The organism is Occallatibacter sp., from assembly GCF_049510455.1.
GTDB lineage: Bacteria > Acidobacteriota > Terriglobia > Terriglobales > Acidobacteriaceae > Telmatobacter.
Genome location: NZ_JBEKYX010000012.1, coordinates 1 through 21,194, shown reverse-complemented (window position 1 = coordinate 21,194; position 21,194 = coordinate 1). Strand labels below are relative to the sequence as shown.

Sequence of the window (21,194 nt, the reverse complement as noted above, 5' to 3'; positions counted from 1 at the left end):
CCATTTATTCTAAGAAGCGATGCATGAGTCCGCCGAAATGCTGCTGGAAGATGGCATGAACCTGCTTGCCGAAGGACGCGCCGGCGAGGCCGCCACGGCATTCCGTGATGCCATACGCGCCGATGAGAGCTGCATTGAAGCTCACCACGGCCTCATCCGCGCCCTCCGCGACTCGGCGCAGCTTGAGCAGTCCGTCGCTGCGGCCGTTGCCCTTATCGCGCTTACGCCGGACGATCCGCTGGCTCACGCTGCGCTCTCTATCTCACTGCAGACCGCGGGCCATGTGCCGGAAGCGGAAGCCGCCGCTGGCCGCGCGCGCATTCTTGAGTGGAAGCGCGAGCTTGCCGCCGCGCCGCATGAAGAGCCATGAGCAGCGATACATATCTGCGCCTGCGCCGGATGCATGACGCGCTCTTTGCCGCTTATGGTCCGCAGCACTGGTGGCCCACGCAGCCGGATCCAGCCCAGTCAGGTTCCGATACTCGCTTTGAAGTCATTGTGGGCGCCTATCTTACCCAGAACACCTCATGGAAGGCTGTTGAGCGCTCGCTCGAAGCGCTGCGCATGGCCAACGCGCTCTCCATCGAAGGCATGCGGGGACTTTCGCTCGCGCGTCTTCAGGAGCTGATCCGCTCCTCCGGCTTTATTACGCGCAAAGCGCCCGCGCTGCGGGCATTCCTTGCTCTGCTTGACTCTGAATTCAGCGGCTCACTCGACGCTATGACTGCCGCACCCACCGCGGCCTTACGCGGCAGGCTCCTCGCATTGTCCGGCGTTGGTCCTGAGACTGCAGACGCGATTCTGCTTTACGCGCTTGGCCATCCGGTTCCGGTTGCCGACGAGTATCTACGCCGCATTGCGGAGCGCCACGGCTTGCTTCACTCGCCCGTTCCGCGCAATACCCGCAGCTACGAAGCGCTTGCCGCGCTTACATCAGCCGCATTTGCGCAAGAGCCGGTGGAGAGCAAGAGAAGACTCTTCAATGAGTTTCACGCGCTCGCGGTGGCTGTAGGCAAAGCGCACTGCGGCAGTACGCCGCGCTGCGAAAACTGCCCGCTCGCGCCGGATCTTGATCCGGCGCTGCGGCGCCGCCTGTCTACTGCTGCATCTTGTACGTCGAAGACGGAACCTTCTCACCGGTCTGCTTGGGAGTAGGCAATTGCGCGACATCCCATCCGCCGCCCAGCGCCTGCACCAGTTGCACGGCGGAGAGCATCTCCTGCACCTGCAGATTGTTCAGTGTCACCTGATCGCCTAACAACGTTGTTTGCGCCGTCACCACATCGATATACGGATCGACGCCTGTATCGTAACGCTGTTTCTCAAGATCGTATGACTGTTGAGCGAATTTGATGGCTTCCTGCTCATGCAGAATCTGCTGCGAGTCATTGCGGGTTGCGACCAGCGAGTCCTCAACCTGTTGGAAGGCCGTTAAAACCGTCTGCTTGTAAGTGGCCACATCGGCGTTGTATTGCGCCTCAAACTGATGCAACTCCGCGCGATACAGCCAGCCGTTGAATAATGTCTGCGAGACGGAAGGCCCAACCGACCATGTGCGGCTCGCAATGTCGAAGAGATGCTTGAACAACGAGCTTTCCAGGCCGCCCGACGCCGAGAGCGTCACATCCGGAAAGAATGCCCCATATCCGACGCCAATCGTCGCGTTCTCCGCCGCAACGGTACGCTCAGCGGCAGCAACATCCGGCCTGCGTTCCGCCAGCTTCGATGGCAGTCCCAGCGGAACCGGCGGCGCAGTGTAAATCTGCGGCTTCATCGGAATCGAAAAGTCGGTTGCCACTTTGCCTACAAGCATTGCAATCGCATGCTCGTACTGAGCGCGCAGCAGGCCCGCACTCACCTGCGATACCTTTGCCGACTCCAGCGCGCTTTTCGCCTGTACCACGGCAATATAGTCGCCGATACCGGTATCATAAGAGCCCTGCGTAGCGTCCAGCGCTTCCTGGTCCGCCTTCACTGTCGCGTTGAGAATCACAATCAACTGATCCTGGCCGCGAATCTCAAAGTAAAACTGCGCCAGGCTTGACTGCATGGAGAGCTTTTCAAGAGCAAGGTCCGCAGCATTGGCCTGCGCGGTATATTCCGCCTCGCGCACCTGGTTGCGAATCTTGCCCCAGAAATCCGGCGTCCAGGAAACGTCGATGGGCAGCGCCCAGAGCGAGCTTGTGCTGCCGCTTGTGCCCCCGCCGTTGCTGGTATTGTTGCTCGTATTGGCTGAAGAGCGCGACCGGTTCCACGACGGATTCGCCGACACCGTGGGCCAGTACTGTGCGCGCGCTTCGTCAATCGTCGCTCGCGCCGCCATGTAGTTCTGATAGGAGACCTGAATGCTCTGGTTGTTCGTATTCAACTGCTCTTCAAGAGTGTTCAGCTCCGCCTCGTTGAATATCTCCCACCAGTTGCCGCGAATCGCCGCTTCCTGCGGGCTTGCGACCTTCCAGCCATCCTGATCCTGAAAGTTGACGGTCGATTCCTTATAGCTCGGCGCGGTAGACGCAGGAGCTGTGGGCGGATGATATTTAGGCCCTACATTGCAGCCGCTTACCAGAGCCAACAACGCCAGCGCGGCAGCGGCGGCCAGCTTTCCTTCCCGTCGATTTCCTTCAGCAGACATTGTCATATTTTCTCTCTTCTCAGGCTCGCAAGTCACGATGCCGCCTCCGTGGCACCGTTCGGCAACGGCTTAGCGTGCGAGCGGTTTCCTGCTATCCACAGCCGCAGCCGATCCAGTTCCAGGTAAACCACCGGCGTGGTATAGAGCGTCAGTAGCTGGCTCAGTACCAGTCCACCTACAATCGTGATGCCCAGCGGCCGCCGCAGTTCTGAGCCCGTACCTGTGCCAAAGGCCAGCGGAAGCGCACCCATGATCGCTGCCATCGTCGTCATCAGAATTGGACGGAAGCGCAGCATACAGGCCTCAAAGATCGAGTCATGCGTATTCATGCCGCCGCGCTCGGCCTGCAGGGCAAAGTCGATCATCATGATCGCATTCTTCTTCACAATGCCGATGAGCAGAATGATTCCGATAATCGAAATCACATTCAAATCGATGCTGAACAGCATCAAGGCAATCATGGCGCCCACACTGGCAGAGGGCAGCGTGGAGATGATTGTCAGCGGATGCACCAGGCTCTCATACAAAATGCCCAGCACAATATAAACGGCCAGCAGCGCCGTAATTATGAGATATTTTTCCGTCGCCAGCGAATCCTGATACGCCTGCGCTGTGCCGGCAAAGAACCCGTGAATCGTCGCGGGCATTCCCAGGCGCGTCTCCATATTGGAAATCTCGCGTGTTGCGTCGCTCAGAGAGGCGCCGTTCGACAGATTGAACGAGACGGTCACGGAAGGAAAGAGCCCCGTGTGATTCACCTGCAGCGGCGTCGTTCCCGTCCGCGGAGTCATGACGCTCAAAATCGGCGCCATTGTGTTCACACCGGCGCCCGTGGAGCCGCTCACAGGCTGGACGAAAATGTTGTGCAGACCCGATGGATCCTGCCAGTACTTTGGCGAAACTTCCATTACCACGTAATACTGGTTCAGCTCCGTGTAAATTACCGAGACCTCGGACTGCCCAAATGCGGAGTAGAGCGAGTTGTCGAGAGACTGCGAGGTCTGTCCCAGCCGTGCAGCGGTCGCGCGGTCAAAGGTCAGCATCTCCTCCAGGCCGTCGTTCTGCTGGTCGGTGTTCACATCCTGCAGAACCGGAAGCTTCTTCATATTGTTCAACAGGATCGGCCCCCAGTGCGCCAGATCCTCCACGCTCTCCGTCTGGATGGTGTACTGATAGAGCGCGGCGCTGTTGCGGCCGCCGATGCGCAGATCCTGTGCCGCCTGTAGAAATGCCGAAGCAACGGGCAGGCGTGCCAGTTGCGGGCGAATCTCATTGATGATGTCTGCCGCGGACTTGGCGCGCTCCTTGCCGAGAGGCTTGAGCGCGATATAGATGAAGCCGCCGTTGCTGGCGCCATTTCCGCCCGTGTACGCATTTACGTGCGCCACGCCTGGGTTGGCCTTGATGACGTTCACGATCCGCTTCACGGAGAAATTCATGAACGGAAACGATGCGTCCTGCGGGCCCTGCACCATGCCTACAAGAGCGCCCGTGTCCTGCTGCGGAAAGAAGCCTTTGGGAATGCGAACAATCACCACCACGTTCAGTGCGACCGTCAGCCCCAGCACAATCAGCATCAGCACCGGATTATCCAGCGCCCAGCTCAGCGAACGGCGATAGATCGCCACCATTCCATCAAAGAAATTCTCGCTCGTCCGGTAAAACCAGTTATGCTTTTCGCCTTCTTTATGCGTTCTAAGCAGGTGCGCGCACATCGTCGGCGTCGTGGTCAGCGAAATCACCATCGAAACCAAAATCGCCGCTGAGAGCGTTACGGCAAACTCGCGAAAGAGCCGGCCCACAATTCCACCCATCATGAGGATGGGAATAAATACCGCGATCAGCGACATGCTGATGGAAAAGACCGTGAACCCGATCTCCTGCGCGCCTTGCATGGCCGCAGCGAACGGCTCCATGCCGGCTTCCAGGTGACGCGTGATATTCTCCATCACCACAATCGCGTCATCGACCACAAAGCCCGTCGAGATGGTCAGCGCCATCAGCGAGAGATTGTCCAGGCTGTAGCCGAAAAGATACATCACCGCAAATGTTCCTATGAGAGAAACCGGCACGGCAACGGTCGGAATCAACGTGGCACGCCAACTGCGCAGGAATATGAAGACCACCAGCACGACCAGCACAATCGAGAGGATAAGCGTTCGCTGCACATCGTTGACGGAAGCGCGAATGGTCTGCGTGCGGTCCATCACAATGGTGGAATCAATGCCCTTGGGCAGCACCGCGGTCAGGAACGGAAGCTGGTCTTTCACGCGATCGACGGTATCGATAATGTTGGCGCCAGGCTGCCGGAAGATGATGATGAAGACCGCCCGCGTACCGTCCATGTAACCGGCCGTGCGAACGTTCTGCGTGGAATCCACGACATCGGCCACATCCGAAAGCCGCACGGCCGAGCCGTTTTGATAGCCCACAATCAGCGGCTTATAATCGTCTGCCTGGGATATCTGATCGTTGGTAATAATGTCCGCTGTTGTCTGCCCATCTGAAAGCTGGCCGCGCGGCGTATCCGCATTCTGCAGGCTCAATATGGATTGCACATTCGCCAGCGTCAGCCCGTAGCCCTGGAGCTTCATCGGGTCCAGTTCCACCCGCACCGAGGGCGTGGCACCGCCGCCGACGAAGACCTGACCTACGCCCTGAATCTGTGAGAGCTTCTGCTCCAGAATGGTTGAAGCCAGGTCGTAGACCTTGGTTATGTCATATTTTTTCGACGTCAGGCCGATGATCATGATCGGCGAGTCGGCCGGATTGACCTTGCGATAAGAAGGATTTGACGGCAGGTTCGCCGGCAGATACGTCCGCGCCGCGTTAATAGCCGCCTGCACATCGCGCGCGGCTCCATCGATATTACGGCTCAGTTCGAATTGCAGCGTGACGCTTGTGCTGCCCAGTGAGCTGGACGAGGTCATCTCCGTGATGCCGGCGATGTGGCCGAACTGCCGCTCCAGCGGCGTGGCCACGGAGGCGGCCATGATCTGCGCACTCGCGCCGGGCAGACTGGCCGAGACGCTGATCGTCGGAAAATCAACCTGCGGCAGCGGCGACACCGGCAGCACCGTGTACGCAATTGCTCCCGCAATGGCCACCGCGATTGTCAGCAATGTGGTGGCCACCGGGCGGTGAATAAATGGAGACGACAGACTCATGCAGGCTGCTCTCCGGCCGTTTGCTCCCCTGCGTGCGGCTCGTTCGTCGGAGCCGTGTGCGACGGCCTGCGGCCCGTCAGCCGCTGGCCCAGCGAGTCAAAGAAGATGTAAATCACCGGAGTGGTATAGAGCGTCAGCACCTGCGAAAGCAGCAGTCCGCCCACCATTGCGATGCCTAGCGGCCGGCGCAGCTCCGAGCCAAGACCCGTGCCAAAGGCCAGCGGCACACCGCCCAGCAGCGCCGCCATCGTCGTCATCATGATTGGGCGAAAGCGCAGCAGACTTGCTTCGTAGATTGCGTCCGTGGAGCTCTTGCCATGCTCGCGTTCGCTTTCAAGCGCAAAGTCCACAATCATGATGCCGTTTTTCTTCACAATGCCGATCAGCAGGATGATCCCGATAATGGCCACCACACTCAGGTCCTGCTTGAACAGCATGAGCGCGAGCAGCGCGCCCACGCCCGCGGAAGGCAGCGTGGAGAGAATGGTGATCGGATGAATGAAGCTCTCATACAGCACGCCCAGCACAATGTATACCGTTACCAGGGCGGCGATAATCAGCAGCCCCTCATTGCCCTGCGAATTACGGAATGAAGCTGCCGTGCCCTGAAAATCCGCCTGAATCGAAGCCGGGAAATTTATCTTCTTCGCAGCCTTGTCGATCTCGTCGATTGCCGTGCCGAGCGATTCATTCGACGCCAGGTTGAACGAGACCGTCACCGAAGGAAACTGTCCCTGGTGATTGATTGAGAGGGCCTCGGTTGTAATGCTCGCATGCGTAAACGCGCTCAGCGGGATCGCGTTCGCGCCCACGGAAGACGTTGTCGTGTTCGGCGTCGTGCCGCTCGTAATGCCCGCGGTGGCACTCGATCCGGTCGACGTCGTTGTTCCCGCAAGCACAGTCGCGGCAGCTCCGAGCACGTTCGACGAAGGCGTGTATTTCACCCCAGACGTCAAAGCATTCGATCCTGCCGAAGCGGATGCCGAAGACGAGAACGAAGTGGATGCTCCCGCGCCGCTTGCACCGGATGACGCGCTCGACTGAATGTACAGCGATCCAAGATTTGCCGGATTCTGCTGCCACTCCGGCGATGTCTCCAGAATGACGTGATACTGATTCAGCTGCGTGTACATCGTGTTGATCTGCCGCTGGCCGTAGGCGTCATAGAGCGTGTTGTCAATCGTTGTGGGAGCAATGCCAAGCCGGGAAGCCGTCACGCGATCGATCATCAGCGAAACTGCCTTTGCCCCGGTCTGCTGGTCCGTCGCCACATCTTCCAGGCCAGGCAGCTTCTTGACCTCTGTCACAAACTTATTCGTCCATTCGTTCAGCTCATCAATATCCGGATCTTCCAGCGTGTACTGATACTGGGTGCGGCTCACGCGATCGTCCACTGTAATGTCCTGCACCGGCTGCATGTACAGATGAATTCCCTGCACCTGCGACAGCTTTGTCTGCAGCCTGCGAATCACATCCGCCGCGCTCATATTGCGCTGATCAAGCGGCTTGAGATTGATCGAAATGCGTCCGCTGTTCAGGGTCGTGTTGATTCCGTCCGCGCCAATGAAGGAAGACAGGCTCTCCACAGCCGGATCTTCGAGAATAATCCTCGACACTTCCTGCTGCTTCTTGCTCATGTTTTCAAACGAGATCGACTGCATGGCCTGCGATATGCCCTGGATCACGCCCGTATCCTGCACCGGGAAGAAGCCCTTCGGAATACTGATGTAGAGCACAATGGTCACGACCAGCGTGGCCACAGCGACAAGCAAAGTGATTGTCTGGTGCTCCAGGACGACCTTCAGTGTGCGCCCGTAGAAGGCGACCATGTCATTGAAGACCTTCTCTGAGGCGCGATAAAAACGGGTCTGCTGATGGGCTGGATCGTGCTTCAGAATCCTGGCGCACATCATCGGCGTCAGTGTCAGCGAAACCACCGCCGAAAGAATGATCGTCACCGCCAGCGTGACCGCAAACTCGCGGAAGAGCCGACCCACGACATCGCCCATGAAGAGCAGCGGAATCAGCACTGCGATCAGCGATACCGTCAGTGAGACAATCGTGAATCCGATCTGCCCCGCGCCAGTCAGCGCCGCCTCCATTGGCGGCATTCCTTCTTCCAGGTAGCGCGAGATGTTCTCGATCATCACGATCGCGTCATCCACCACAAAGCCAGTGGAGATGGTCAGCGCCATCAGCGAAAGATTGTCGAGACTGTAGCCCAGCAGATACATCACTGCAAAGGTGCCAATGAGCGAGAGCGGCACCGCCACGCTGGGAATGATGGTTGCGTAGATATTCCTGAGAAACAGGAAGATGACCATCACAACGAGCGCGATCGTCAGCATCAGCTCGAACTCGACGTCATGCACCGATGCCTGAATGCTTGTCGTCAAGTCCGTCATTGTGACGACCTGGATCGATGCTGGAAGATTCGCCTCAAGCTGCGGAAGAATCTGCCGGATACGATTGACGACTGTGATCGTGTTCGCGCCCGGCTGCCGCTGAATGTTCAGCACCACCGCCGGCGTCTGGTTCATCCACGCGGCCTGCCGCGTATTCTCCACGCCATTGATCACGTTTGCCACGTCCTTCACAAGGACAGGCGCACCATTGCTGTAGGAGATTACAACATTGTTGTAGTCTTTCGCATCTGTGATCTGGTCGTTGGAGTCGATCTGGTAATCCTGCCGCGGCCCATCAAAGTTGCCCTTGGCCTGATTGACGCTCGCTTCCGTCAGTGCCGTGCGAACGTCCTCCAGATTCAGCCCATGCGCGGAGAGCTTCGTCGGATTCACCTGAATGCGGGTAGCAGGCTTCTGTCCGCCGCTGATGCTCACCAGGCCCACGCCGCTCAACTGCGAAATGCGTGGCGCCAGCCGGGTATCGACGTCATCTTCAACCGTCGAGAGCGGCAACTGGTTGGAATAGATCGCCAACGTCAGCACCGGCGCATCCGCCGGATTCGTCTTGTTGTAGACCGGCGGCGTAGGCAGGTCTGAGGGCAGGAATGTCTGCGAGGCGTTGATCGATGACTGGACTTCTTCCTCAGCCACGTCAAGGCCGAGGGTGAGGTTGAACTGCAGCACAATCACCGACACCCCGCCCGCACTGGTCGAGGTCATCTGGCTCAGGCCCTGCATCTGCCCAAACTGGCGCTCCAGCGGCGCCGTCACCGTCGTGGCCATCACATCCGGGCTCGCGCCGGGATAGAACGTCAGCACCTGAATCGTGGGGTAGTCCACCTCCGGCAGCGCCGAGATCGGCAACTGCAGGAATGAGACGATACCCACCAGTAGAATCGCGGCCATCAGCAGCGCAGTCGCTACCGGCCGCATGATGAATGGCCGGGATGGATTCATTGCGTTGGGCTCTCGCTCGTATCGGATGAAGTTGGCAGTTTAATCTTCGAGATCGTAATCGGCGAACCATCGATCAGCTTTTCAAAGCTCGAATCGGCCACCACATTGTTCTGCTCCAGCCCACTGGTCACAATCGTATTTCCGCTCTCTGAGTGGCCCGACTTGACCGTGCGCATCACTGCCTTGCACGGCGGGGGTGGTCCACTCTGCTGTCCTGCCGCGCCCTTTCCGCCGCCCGGCTTTCCGCCGCCGTTCGCGCCTGGGGCTCCGGAGCCTGAGCCACCGGAGCTTTGTCCGCCGGAACCGGAGCCCGTCGAGCAAGCCGACACATCGTCAACCGGCTGACCCGTCTTGGCAATTACCAGCAGGTAAACAAAATCCTGGCTGCCGTTGTGCTGAATCGAGGAAGAAGGAAGAATCACCTGATCCTGCAGCGTCTGCACCAGCATGCGTGTATTTACAAACTGATTGGGAAACAGCGCGCCATCCTTGTTATCAAACATCGCGCGCATCTTCAGCGTGCCCGTTGCCGTATCGATCTGGTTGTCCATGGAGCTAAGCTTTCCCGTTGCCAGATGTCCCGTCAGCGAGCGGTCCATTGCCTCCACCGTCAGCGCCTGCTTATTCTTTGTCTGCTTAAATACCTGCGGCAGACTGTCTTCAGCCACCGTGTAGACCACCGTAATCGGCGCGATCTGCGTGATCACCACCAGCGTGTTGGTTCCATTGGCCGTAACCAGGTTTCCCGGATCCACCAGCCGCAATCCCACGCGGCCCGAAATCGGCGCCGTGATGTGGCAGTACTCCACCTGCAACTGGTCAAACTGCACCACGCCCTCATCGTTCAGCACGGTTCCCCGCTGCTGCAGAACCAGCTTCTCCTGGTCTTCCAGCGTCTGCCGCGGAATCGCGTTCTTGGCCCAGGCGTCCTTGTAGCGAGCCAGGTCCATATCGGCCTGCGCCAGCACCTGCTTGTCGTGCTCCAGCGTGCCCTGCGCCTGCGCCAGTTCCGCAACGTACAGCCGGTCGTCCAAGTCGATTAAGGAATCGCCCTTACTCACCATCTGACCTTCGCGGTAATGCACCACGGTTACCACGCCCGTAACCTGCGCGGTAATCGTATCGGTGAAGACCGGCGTCACGGTGCCCAGGGCGTCGAAATAAATCCCCATCGAGCCCTTCTGCGCCGTAGCAGTGGTCACCGGAACCGGCCCGCCCATCCCGGCGCGCCGTCCGCCTCCGGCCGCAGCGGACTGGCTCTTCTGCTGGTGCTGCATCACCCAGTAGAAAATGCCGGCGAAAACAAGCAGCACCACGACCCATATCCAGAGGTGCCGGCGCTTCTTCTTAGGCGTGGGCGCGTCTTCGGCGTGCGGCGCCCCTTGCGTTACGTGTGAAGGAGATGATTGTTCGTCCATTGGTCTCTTATGGTGATCCGCAAAAAGGTGTAGATTCCTCGGAGCTGCCCCTGCTTCTCACAAGCAGCAGGCAGTGAGTCTCCAAATCGCTAAGTTTACCATTTGGGTATAGCGCGAATGTGAACCTTGCGCAACCCTTCCGCATAAATCCGCCGTGCCTCGCCGGGACCGCTCAAGATGGCGCTTAACAACGGATCGTGAACACTTTTAAGACGCTTGTGGAAATGGAAAAGTTGCAGTCTCACCCCTGCCTGTCATCGCGGCATATCCCGGTGAAGCGCTTTTACCTGGTAACCGGCTACCTTCAGCCGCGCGGCCATCTCCTCAGCCATCATAACGCTGCGGTGCATTCCGCCCGTGCAGCCAAAAGCAATCGTCAGATAGCTCTTTCCCTCGGCCACGTAATGCGGCAACAGGTACAGCATCAGCCCTGTCACGCGCTCCAGAAACTCCTCCGTCTGCGGAAAGCCGCGCACATACGCCGCCACCCTTGGGTCCTGGCCCGTGAGCTTGCGAAACTCCGGCACAAAATGCGGATTCGGCAGAAAGCGGACGTCGAAGACCATATCCGCGTCCAGCGGGACGCCGTTCTTGAAGCCGAAGCTCAGACATGAAACCAGCAGATGATTTACCTGCTCGTCGCGGCCGAACCGGGCCTGGATGTGCGCTCGCAGCTCATGCACATTAAAGCTGGAAGTATCGATCAGCGTGTCCGTCACATTGCGGATCGGGTCCAGAAGCTGGCGCTCTTCCACGATCGAGCGCGAAACCGTATCCTGCTTCCTCAAAGGATGCGGCCTGCGTGTCTCCGAGTAGCGCCGCACCAGCACCTCATCCTTCGCGTCCAGAAACACTACGCGCGTCGGCAGCACCATCTTTACGCTCTTGAGAATCTCCGGTAACTGGTCCAGCGTCGTCCCTTCGCGGATGTCCACGATGATCGCTGCCTGTTCAATCTCATCGGATTTCTCCACCAGCCGCGCAAACTCCACCAGCAGTTCCAGCGGCAGGTTATCCACGGCATGAAATCCCAGGTCTTCAAAGGCCTTTAGCGCCGTGGCTTTCCCAGCCCCGGAGATGCCGGTAACTATCACCAGCTCCTTGCCCGGCTCTTTCTTCACGCGTTCGCCTGTTCCTACGGCATTATTCACGCTCGCCATGCGCTCATGGTAGACGAGGGAGCAGGGATCAGGGAACAGAAAGCCCGCCCGCCAGGTTGAGTCATACCCAAAGATACCGCCAATGTGAAGACGGCAACAACCACTGAGACCGCTTCTTCAACCTCGGCGGCTGTTGCCTTTGCTTTTCTGTTCCCTGTTCCCTGATCCCTGTTCCCCGCCTTTAAGGAATCTCCACCAACCCCATCTGCCCATCCCGTCGCCTGTGCAGCACAAACAGCTTCCCGGCCGGATCATGAAAGATCAGCAGTTCGCGGTCGCGGAACTCCGCTTCCTTCACTGCTTCCTCCAGCGACATGGGCCGCAGGGCAATCGCTTCACTGCTCTTCACGATGTGAGGTTCTACTACTGTGGGCTTGGCGGGAAAGGAATGCGCCAGAATCGAGGCCCGCGGCTTGGCCGCAGACTTTGCAGGCAGCCCGTTTTCCAGAGTTTCCGCTGAAAGCTCCGGCTCTGGCGGACGCGTCTTGGTGCGCGCCACCGGAGGCGCCGTTAACAGCTTTTCGTCCTTCGGAAGCCGCTTGCCCGTCAGGCGCTTGTCGCGGTGACGCAATGCCTGGTGCTCGGCATGAGCCAGCGCATGCTTGAGCGCTGCCTCCTGCGTCGCGGCCTGTCCTGTTGCGGCAATCGTGTGATGCCGCGCGGAAACCGTCAGCTCCGCAATCTGCAGATGCCGCTCCACACGAAAGGTTACCGATGCGCTTGTCGTCCTGCCCATGAGGCGCGCTATGCGCTCCATGCCCACCTCGGCCTGCTCGCGCAGCGCCTTGGAGATACGTACCTGCCTCGCGGTTAACTCCACATCCATGGTCAGCCTCCGCTTAGAGCAATTCTTTTTCCCTGCCTTGAGCAGGGAGTGAATCTAAGGATTCTACAGCATTGCGGAAATGAATGGACCGTGACGGCAAACACGTCAGGCATCTCGCCGTCTCCTCTGATGCGTGGACGGTATATTCATTTCCTCGCGGTACTTTGCCACTGTGCGCCGCGTCAGTTGAATCCCTCCCGCCTGCAGCAACGCGGCAAGCTGGTCGTCGGTCAACGGCTTCTTCGCGTCTTCCTCTTCAATCAGCTTCCGAACCTTCCGCTTCAACACCACCAGCGGCGTATCGGCGCCCTCCGGTCCATTCGAACCCTCAGAGAAAAAGAACCTCAGCTCCAGCACGCCCTGCGGCGTGTGCGCATACTTGTTCGCCACGGCGCGGCTCACCGTGGAAGGATGCACGCCGATCTCTTCCGCCACTTCCTTGATCATCATGGGCCGCAGAGCCTCAATCCCCTTGTCCAGAAACTCCTGCTGCCGGCGGACGATTACCTCGCATGTGCGCAGAATGGTGCTCTTGCGCTGCGCGATATTCCGCATCAACTGCATCGCCGACCGGAAACGCTCTTTCACATACTCCTTAACTTCGCGCTCGGTGCCAGTGGAGGCAAGCATCTGGCGGTAACGCCGGCTCAGGCGCAGGCTCGGCAGGTCTTCCTCATTCATGCTGACAACCCACTCACCGCCGCGCTTTACAAACACCACATCGGGCTCAATCAGCCGCGTCTGCTCGCGGTTATACAACCGGCCAGGCCTTGGATCGAGCGTGCGGATGAACTCCACCGCCGCATGCGCCTCCTCCACCGTAGCCTGCACTGCCCGCGCCAGGTCCTTCACATCGCGCTTCTGAAGCAGAGCCAGATGCTTGTCCACAATCTGCCCGGCCACATCCATCGCGCGGCGACGCTCTTCGAGCTTTGCCTCGGCCTCAACGCGAAAGCTCCCATGCGGATTCGCATCGATCAGGTCTGCGTAGTCTTCTTCTTCCTTTTCCTCAGCCTCCGGCTCAACTTCCACCTGGCTTCGCTTCGCGTAAAGTTGTGCCAGCTCTCCCTGCTGCGCCGCAACCTGAACCAGCAGGCACTCGCGCAGGTCGCGCGCGCCCACTCCCGCCGGATCGAGATGCTGCACCAGCTTGATCGCTTTTTTTATCAATTGAAGCGCCGACGCGTACTCCTCCGCCGCGCCATTGACAGCCACCGTCGGATCGATGCCGGCAAAGCTCGCCGCAAGCTCTTCGTCGCCCGCCGCAAGGTATCCGTTCTCGTCCAGATTTCCGACGATGAACTCTGCCGCAGTGGATAGCTCTATATCCAGCGAAAGCGCGCCAAGCTGCCACGACAGGTGATCGGTCAGCGTCGTCGGCTGCGATAGAAAATTCTCAAAGGATGGCTTCTCGCCGTCTTCATACTCCGGTTGCGTCTTGTATCCCGGATCGAGATACTCCTGGAAGTACGAACCGAAATCGACCTCCTCAAAAGGATCTTTCGGCTTGGTGATCTCCTCCGCCACGCGTTCCGCGGAGAGCCCCAACGTCTCTTCGCGGCTCGCTACCTGGTCCAGCATCGGAACCGTCTCGTCAATTTCTTCTAATACCGGATTCTCCACCAGCTCCGCATCGATCATCTCCTTCAGCTCAAGCTTGTTGAGTGCAAGGACGCTGACCATTTGCATCAGCCCCGGCGTCAACACCTGCCGCTGAGAGACCCTCAAATTCAGTTTCGGCTGCAACAGAGCCATCAGGACCGCTCGATTCCCGGTTGGAATATAAGAAGTTTAGCCGGTAAGAAACCTTGAGAAAGCGAAAAAGATGGGGAACAAATGTGAATGTTCCAAAATGAATCATGCTGTATGAGAAATGTTTCAGAATGTTCCAGGAACCAACCTTTTCAGCCCCTCGAAACCATTCAAATCCCTCAAAAGATGCACAATCCTAATCCAGCGAAAACCCCTCACCTAGATAGACCCGCCGAACCTCCACATCGTTACCTAATTCCCGCGGAGTACCGGCCCGAAAGATTTTACCCTCGGCAATAATGTATGCGCGATCTGTCACGCTCAGAGTCTCCCGCACATTGTGATCGGTAATCAAAATTCCGATGCCGCTCGCCTTCAGATCGAAGATAATCCGCTGCAAATCCGAAACCGCAATCGGGTCAATTCCGCTAAATGGCTCATCCAGCAGAATAAAGTTCGGCTGAATGCACAGGGATCGAGCAATCTCCACTCTACGCCGCTCGCCGCCTGAAAGGGCGTAGCCCTTGGTTCCGCGAATGTGCCCCAGGTTCAACTGCTGAATCAACTTATCGGTCCGCGTCCGCCGCTCTTTGTTGCTCAGCGGCTGCGCCTCCAGCACGGCCAGGATGTTCTCCTCCACCGTCAGCTTGCGAAAGACGCTCGGCTCCTGCGGCAGATAGCTGATGCCGAAATTCCGCGCCCTCAGATACATGGGAACCCGCGTAATCTCTTCGCCATCCACCATTACGCGGCCCGTCTCCGGCTCGACCAGCCCCACAATCATGTAGAAGCTGGTAGTCTTGCCCGCGCCGTTTGGTCCCAGCAATCCAACGACCTCGCCGCGCGAGACGCGCACATCCACGCCCCGCACCACCTGCCGCCCCTTGTACGTTTTGCCGAGTCCTTCGGCGCTCAGTGTCTCCATCCAGCTCGCTTCTCTACTTGCTTCCCGCCGCGTCTTACTTGGTTTTCGCAGGCGTGTGTGTGGTTGTTGCCGTCTTGTTCCCCGCGCCTTCGATACTGACGCTATCATCGCGGCTATTGAAAATCAAAGCGTTGCCCGTCACGGTTCCCTGCGCCGGGTCGCTCATCTGCGGTGGCTTCGCCCTGGTCCCAGTAAGCACATACTGCCCCGTCTGCCCGGTGTAAACCAACTGCTCGCCCGTGCCTTGCCGGTCCAGTGAAGTCAGCGCCACATTGCCTCGCGCGGTCATCTTGTCCACCTGAGACGTGCTTCCCTTTGCAGTCCCGCTCGCATCCTTACCCGCGCCTGTTCCCGCCGGCAGAAGCGTCAGCTCCACCACATCCGAATTCGAAGTGGCTGTTCCAGTCTCCGCCGTGACTGTTCCACCTGGCACGGCATGCAAGACAGCCTTCCGCGTCGTATCCGAATACAGCAGATCCTCGCCACGCACCCGAATCACGGACGGCGCACTCTGCTTGCCATCACTTGACTGCTTTCCTGAATCGCTTTTCGTACCGGGCGCAGCACCGGACCCGGCAACGGGCGTCGCACCCGCGCTCAGCAGCACCAGCTTCACCGGATCTGCCGCTCCCGCTCCATGCGCCGCGAGCGTCCGCTTATTCCTGTCCAGCACAATCACAGGCGCAGCCACGGAATTCGCATCCTGCCACAACCGCGCCTGACCCCGGAAGGTCGCCTCGCCGGTGGCCTGCCGGAACTCCGCCTCGGCTGCAATCACATGCGCCGGCGTCTGTCCGCCCAGCCCGACCGTCCCGCCAGAGGCCCCGCCGGACGCTCCATTTGAAGCATTCCCCGACGCATTCGTATTTCGTCCGTCATTCAACCACGTCGCCTTCACGTTTCCATACGCAAAGGCATCGCTGCCGGCATTTGCAGGCTGTTGCGTTTTGCCGGATGCTCCTGCGGCATTTCCCGCTCCTTGCGCCACATCAATCTTGTCCGCTGTCATCTCCATGCCGCCGTTTACCACGCGCGGACTCCCGGTCAGATGCAGCCATCCTCCGTCAAAGACCGCATGAGCCCCTGTTGCCCGCAGCAGAGGCGGCGGCTGCTCACCGGACTTCGCCGCTGCCTGCTGCGTCAACACCACGTGCCCATCCACAGTCGCCGACTCAATCTGCCCGCTGGACAATGCTGTGCCCTGGGCCTGGGCAGGCTTTTCCGTAGACTTCGCTCCCTGCGCCATCTCAGCTTCCAGCCTGTCGCCCGTCGTGGCCTGCTCGGTTCCCGTCGCCGTCGTCTGCTCCACGTTCGCGTGTCCTATGCCTGTCACATGCTTGAGCTGCTGGTCCGGAGCAAATAACGCCGTCACCTGGTCCGCGCTCATCTTGGAAGGCGTCATCCCGCCGTCGCCGCGGCGCGTTTGCCCGGTCATCACTACGCCATCCCGCCCAAAGACGCTCGCAAGCTCCGTCTTCCCCTTTGCACCGGCACGAAACGCCATATCCGCCACTGGAGATCGCCAATCGCGGCTGATATGCGCTCCCGCGGCGTCTTCTTCGCTGTGCATATTCACGCCGCGCTCCATGTGCGCGTGCCGCAAATCTCCCAGGTCAGAAAACTCCAGTTCGGCCACCGGCGCGCTTCCATGCGACTGCCGTCCGCCGGTCACCGAGTCCAGTGTCACGCCGCCTTCCATGTGTCCATGCCGCGGATGGTTCTTCTCGTCAAACTCCAGCCATCCCTGCGGCGCGGCCACATGCGTCCCGCTCGCCGACGTCATCGTGAATCCGTTGTGCGCATCCAGCCGCACCGCAGAGCCATCCTGCCGAAAAAGCATCTTCGCGTCGCCCGCCGTTGCGTGACCGCCGCGATAATCCGCCTGCGCATTCACCATTGTCCCGATCAGAGAGCCACGCTCAAACTCCGCATGACGCGCGTGAATCTTCACATCCTCCTTGCCGCGCAGCACCGTCATCACCACATCATGGTCCAGCACCACGTGCCCACTGTTGGAGTCGAACAGCGCCCCCACCGCGTTCCCATTGCCCTGCGCCAGCTCAAACTGCACAGGCTTTTCCGTCGTTGCCGTGCCGCTCTTCTGGTCAAAGGTCAGCCCGCTCGTCTTGATCTCAATCTGGCCCGAAGAAGCCGTCTGCGCCGCATTGCCCAGCGCCGTTCCTTTGCCGGCCGCATCCGCATTCGCTTTGGGAGCCACTGCCGGAGCCACTCCCGGCTTCATGACTGTGATCTCCACCGGCCCCGCAGCCATTGCCACGCCGGCCTTCTGGTCGTACTCAAACTCGCCGCCTGAAATCCTGTCCACGCGGCTTCCATCCTCGCCGTACAGCTCAATCACCGCATCATGCAGCAGCGCCTTGCCACCTTCTTTGCTTTCCGCTTTGAGCTGCGTCACCTTGTCCGCATGAATCTTGAACAGGGTGTGGCCGCGATGGTCCGCCTGCGTGTACGTCACGCCATTGGCTTCCTGCTGAATGTCCACGCCCAGCTTCTTCGGGATCTCATTGATAATGAACTTGCTCTTCCATCGCGACACAGCCAGCGATGCAATCAGCGCCACAAGCAGCAGCACCCCTGCCACGAGCACCAGCGTCCGCAGCCGTTCTATTGTCAATCGAAATGGCATCAATCGCACAGGCTCAGTTCCCTTGCCCCAATCGCGCCGCAAGCCGCGTGGCAAGACTCTCGCCCAGCTCGCTCCATAGCAGCCGCGCGGTCGCGCCGCTCGCCTTTTCCATCGCCGCTGTTAAATCCACAAGCTGACGGATGTTCTGCGCCAAATACCCGGCCGCTTGCTCGTTCAGAGCCGCCTCTTCTTCCAGAAACGGCGCGTCCGGCCCAAAGTCGATGCGGATATGCCCCTCCTGCTCGTAGGTCGCCTCATCAAACAGAGGCCCAAAGGCCGTCACTCGCACCAGCCGCGGCACGCGCGCCCACTTCCGATCGAAATCCGCCGCCTCTTCCGGCTCCCATAAACTCCATCCAATCTGGAACTCGTAAGCGTAATCGTCGTGCATCAGCTCCAGGCCTTCCTGCACGGCGTCCCGGATTTCTGGTCCGCCATCTCCAGCGCGCCCGTACACGCGCTGAAAGACCGGAGCCTCATGCCAGCTCACCGGCCAAACGGTTACCGCATACACCTTTGCCTCACCGTCATGCGCGGCAAAAGCCCCCAGCACTGCGGCAAGCTTGTCAGGAAGCGATGCAAGCCGCAGATTCGGATACCACAAACTCAGATAAAGCGCGTCTGCCATGTTTCTCTATTTTAGACGGTGCTACGCGCACGGCGGACTGCGCCCGCGGCGCACAAACCCTTCTCAATAGGCTCTTCATTCGTGCGAATTTTTTGGTGCCAGCATGCTATGCTGCGCGCATGAAGCTGAAACTGCTCTCCATTACGCTTCTGCTCACGCTCGCGGCGTGCAAATCCCATGCGCCTGACGCATCGGGACCCGGCACAGCGATCGACCCGCCGATACGTCCGAATCCTCGCCTCGCCGCAGCTACCGGCTTCGACTTTTATTTACTCAATCTCTCGTGGTCGCCCGAATACTGCCACTCGCATCCCGAAGCTGCCGAGTGCGCCAGCCATTCCACCTTTGTCCTTCACGGCCTGTGGCCGCAGAACAAGGACGGCAGCTATCCGCAAAACTGCGGCAATGGGCCAGGCTCCCAAACCGGCCCAGACGCTTCGCGGTTCAGCGACATCTACCCCGAGCCCGGCCTGCTTGAACATGAGTGGCGCACGCACGGCACCTGTTCCGGCTTGTCAGCCAATGATTTCTTCTCCGCAGCCCGGAGTGCTTATCAATCCGTAAAGATCCCCTCGCAGCTCACCAATCTCAGCTCTCAGACTTCGCTTTCGCCCGAGCAGATCGCCGCACTCTTCACGCAAGCCACTCCCGGCCTCTCGCGCGAATCCATCGCCATCAGTTGCGGCCATAACTACCTCACCGCTGTTGCAATCTGCCTCAACAAATCTCTTCATCCCATCGCCTGCCCTGCAGTCCGTTCCTGCCGCGCGAACTCCGTCCGCATCGCTCCGCCGCGCTGAAGCATTACACTGGCACGGATGAAGCTCGCCGTCCTCGCGCTCGCCGTCCTGACTGTTCCCCTCGCCCACGTTGCTCGCGGCCAGCAGAAGTTCGCCGAACTCGGCACATGCAAGCTCACCTCGGGCGCGGAGATTCAGCACTGCCGCATCGGTTACCGCACCTGGGGCGCGCTCAACGCCGACCGCTCGAACGCTGTCCTCCTCACTACATGGTTTTCCGGAACGAGCGCCAACCTCGCCGGCTCGGTCGGCGCGGACAAGCTCGTCGATCCCGGCAAATACTTCATCGTCGGCATCGATGCGCTCGGCGATGGCGTCTCCTCATCGCCCTCCAGTGCACCCGCACCGCAGCACGGCCCCGACTTCCCCGCTTACACCATTCAGGACATGGTCAGCACACAGCACCGCCTGGTCACCGAAACCCTCGGTATCAAGCATCTGCACGCTGTCATGGGAATCTCCATGGGCGGCATCCAGACCTTCGAGTGGCTCGTCGATTACCCCGCGATGATGGACGTCGCCATCCCCATCGTTGGCAGTCCTCGTCCGACTGGCTACGATCTGTTGCTGATGCGCACCGAGGAAGATGCCCTTCGTTCCGATCCTGAATTTCACCAGGGCCGCTACGAAAAATCACCGCCTGTGCCTGTGGTTCAGGCGATTCACCTGCTGCATCTCACCACTCCCGCGCACTTTGCAGCGGAAGAGCCGCCGCAGAAGTTTCTCGCCGAATATCCGAAGGCCTACGCCAAAGGCATTTTGCCCGTTGACGCCAACGACTGGCTCTCGGGACTCGTCGCGATCAGTGCCCATGACATCGGCCACGGCGGCTCGCTTGAAGACGCCGCAAAGAAAGTCAAGGCGAAGGTGCTCATCATCAACGCCGCGCAGGACCACATGGTCAATCCCAAACCGGCGCTCGACTTCGCGAAGCTCATCCATGCGAAGACTATCGTGTTGCAGTCGGATTGCGGACACCTTGCTCCCGGCTGCGAAGCCGCAGCTCTCTTCCCGGCCATCCGCAACTTCCTTGACGGCAAGTGACCAACTGAAACTCGCTGGCCGGGTATAAATCCCGGCCAGCGAGCTTCGGCATGCTATGCGGCTTTCCAGGTTTTGGTAGAGGAGTCATAGAAAACGGGCTTTACGATTGGGAATTGATGTTTTCCAATCGGGTTCCCTGTTCCTATAGGACCTGTGCCCGGTTTGCCCGGTTTGCTTGGGCTAGTCTTGCCGGGGCCTCCGGGATTGCTCGGGCCACGGCCAGGGTGGCTTACCGGACCCGGGCCGGTTGGCAACTGAGTGATGGGAAATGCGTCTGGGGTGGCTGAAATTGACTCGTACTCTTTCTTTGCTGCCATCTCAAGCGCCGATTTGACACGAGCTGACTGTTCATCCGTAAGCTCGGTATCTCCGAAACTGACAATGAAATGATTCACGGCTGTATCCTCTGCATAATAGTGACTGCGAAGGATAGGCCGTTTCTGTCAGGCAGTTCGCGCGCGTTATGCCGTTACGATCTCACTGAAATCAGCGATGCCGGAGAAGCCTTCCAGCACACTCGCAATCAGTCCGAGATTCGCGCCTCTTACTGCGGGGTCGTTATCGAGCACCATCACTTTGTCAAAGAAAGCATCTACGGCAGGCCGCAGCGTGGCAATCTGGCTGAGCGCTTCGGAATACGCCCGATCCTCGCGCAGCTTGGCCACCTTGGGCTTCAGCGCCTCCGCATCCGCAGCCAGCTTCTGCGCTTCGGGCGCAAGCTTCGTTCCATCCACCGCGCCAATCTCAAACTTCTTCTCTTCGGCTTGCCGCAGAATGTTCTTGATGCGTTTGAACGCCGCCGACACCGCCGCAAAATCCTCGCCGCCGCGCAC

At 59.4% G+C, this 21,194-nt stretch carries 15 protein-coding genes; 4 read left to right on the top strand and 11 right to left on the bottom strand.

Annotated elements, in window-relative coordinates:
- The first annotated feature begins 19 nt into the window (after nucleotides 1-19).
- Nucleotides 20-370, top strand: a complete 351-nt coding sequence (locus tag ABSG47_RS03785; RefSeq protein WP_424166579.1) for a tetratricopeptide repeat protein — start codon at nucleotides 20-22, stop codon at nucleotides 368-370.
- Nucleotides 367-1,155 carry an endonuclease III domain-containing protein gene (locus ABSG47_RS03780; protein ID WP_424166577.1) on the top strand — a complete coding sequence of 263 codons (789 nt, stop codon included), beginning with the start codon at nucleotides 367-369 and terminating at the stop codon, nucleotides 1,153-1,155. The genes ABSG47_RS03785 and ABSG47_RS03780 overlap by 4 nt, the downstream gene beginning before the upstream one ends.
- Here the strand turns inward: ABSG47_RS03780 and ABSG47_RS03775 are convergent.
- From ABSG47_RS03775 to ABSG47_RS03730, 10 genes are all read right to left on the bottom strand, one after another.
- Complete coding sequence (locus ABSG47_RS03775; RefSeq protein ID WP_424166575.1) at nucleotides 1,097-2,638, bottom strand: efflux transporter outer membrane subunit; 1,542 nt, start codon at nucleotides 2,636-2,638, stop codon at nucleotides 1,097-1,099. The two genes, ABSG47_RS03780 and ABSG47_RS03775, sit on opposite strands and share 59 nt — an antisense overlap.
- A gap of 26 nt (nucleotides 2,639-2,664) precedes the next feature.
- Nucleotides 2,665-5,799, bottom strand: coding sequence for an efflux RND transporter permease subunit (locus tag ABSG47_RS03770; protein ID WP_424166573.1), 3,135 nt, complete (start codon nucleotides 5,797-5,799; stop codon nucleotides 2,665-2,667).
- Entirely contained in the window at nucleotides 5,796-9,161 is a 3,366-nt protein-coding gene (locus tag ABSG47_RS03765; protein ID WP_424166571.1) for an efflux RND transporter permease subunit, read from the bottom strand. The genes ABSG47_RS03770 and ABSG47_RS03765 overlap by 4 nt, the downstream gene beginning before the upstream one ends.
- Nucleotides 9,158-10,579, bottom strand: a complete 1,422-nt coding sequence (locus tag ABSG47_RS03760; protein WP_424166568.1) for an efflux RND transporter periplasmic adaptor subunit — start codon at nucleotides 10,577-10,579, stop codon at nucleotides 9,158-9,160. Before ABSG47_RS03760 ends, ABSG47_RS03765 begins: the two co-directional genes overlap by 4 nt.
- Before the next feature lie 254 nt (nucleotides 10,580-10,833).
- Nucleotides 10,834-11,739: an RNase adapter RapZ gene (gene rapZ / locus ABSG47_RS03755; protein WP_424166566.1), complete on the bottom strand. Its 906-nt coding sequence runs from the start codon at nucleotides 11,737-11,739 to the stop codon at nucleotides 10,834-10,836.
- 181 nt (nucleotides 11,740-11,920) lie between these two features.
- Nucleotides 11,921-12,565 (bottom strand): HPF/RaiA family ribosome-associated protein, encoded by a 645-nt coding sequence (locus ABSG47_RS03750; RefSeq protein ID WP_424166564.1) that lies wholly within the window; start codon nucleotides 12,563-12,565, stop codon nucleotides 11,921-11,923.
- Between the two features lie 105 nt (nucleotides 12,566-12,670).
- A complete protein-coding gene (locus ABSG47_RS03745) occupies nucleotides 12,671-14,320 on the bottom strand; it encodes an RNA polymerase factor sigma-54 (protein WP_424166562.1) in 1,650 nt (549 codons plus the stop codon).
- Between the two features lie 193 nt (nucleotides 14,321-14,513).
- The gene (lptB, locus tag ABSG47_RS03740) at nucleotides 14,514-15,242 is read right to left on the bottom strand and encodes an LPS export ABC transporter ATP-binding protein (protein ID WP_424166559.1); all 729 of its coding nucleotides are present in this window, start codon (nucleotides 15,240-15,242) and stop codon (nucleotides 14,514-14,516) included.
- A gap of 34 nt (nucleotides 15,243-15,276) precedes the next feature.
- Nucleotides 15,277-17,889, bottom strand: coding sequence for a hypothetical protein (locus ABSG47_RS03735; RefSeq protein WP_424166557.1), 2,613 nt, complete (start codon nucleotides 17,887-17,889; stop codon nucleotides 15,277-15,279).
- 13 nt (nucleotides 17,890-17,902) lie between these two features.
- A complete protein-coding gene (locus ABSG47_RS03730; protein WP_424166555.1) occupies nucleotides 17,903-18,517 on the bottom strand; it encodes a hypothetical protein in 615 nt (204 codons plus the stop codon).
- Between the two features lie 119 nt (nucleotides 18,518-18,636).
- Here ABSG47_RS03730 and ABSG47_RS03725 point away from each other — a divergent pair, with 119 nt between their 5' ends.
- Nucleotides 18,637-19,317 (top strand): ribonuclease T2 family protein, encoded by a 681-nt coding sequence (locus ABSG47_RS03725; protein WP_424166553.1) that lies wholly within the window; start codon nucleotides 18,637-18,639, stop codon nucleotides 19,315-19,317.
- An 18-nt stretch (nucleotides 19,318-19,335) separates the two neighbouring features.
- On the top strand, nucleotides 19,336-20,361 hold the full coding sequence (locus ABSG47_RS03720) for an alpha/beta fold hydrolase (protein WP_424166551.1): 1,026 nt from the start codon (nucleotides 19,336-19,338) through the stop codon (nucleotides 20,359-20,361).
- A gap of 461 nt (nucleotides 20,362-20,822) precedes the next feature.
- Here the strand turns inward: ABSG47_RS03720 and ABSG47_RS03715 are convergent.
- A partial coding sequence (locus tag ABSG47_RS03715) for a DALR anticodon-binding domain-containing protein (RefSeq protein WP_424166549.1) occupies nucleotides 20,823-21,194 on the bottom strand: 372 nt, incomplete at its 5' end.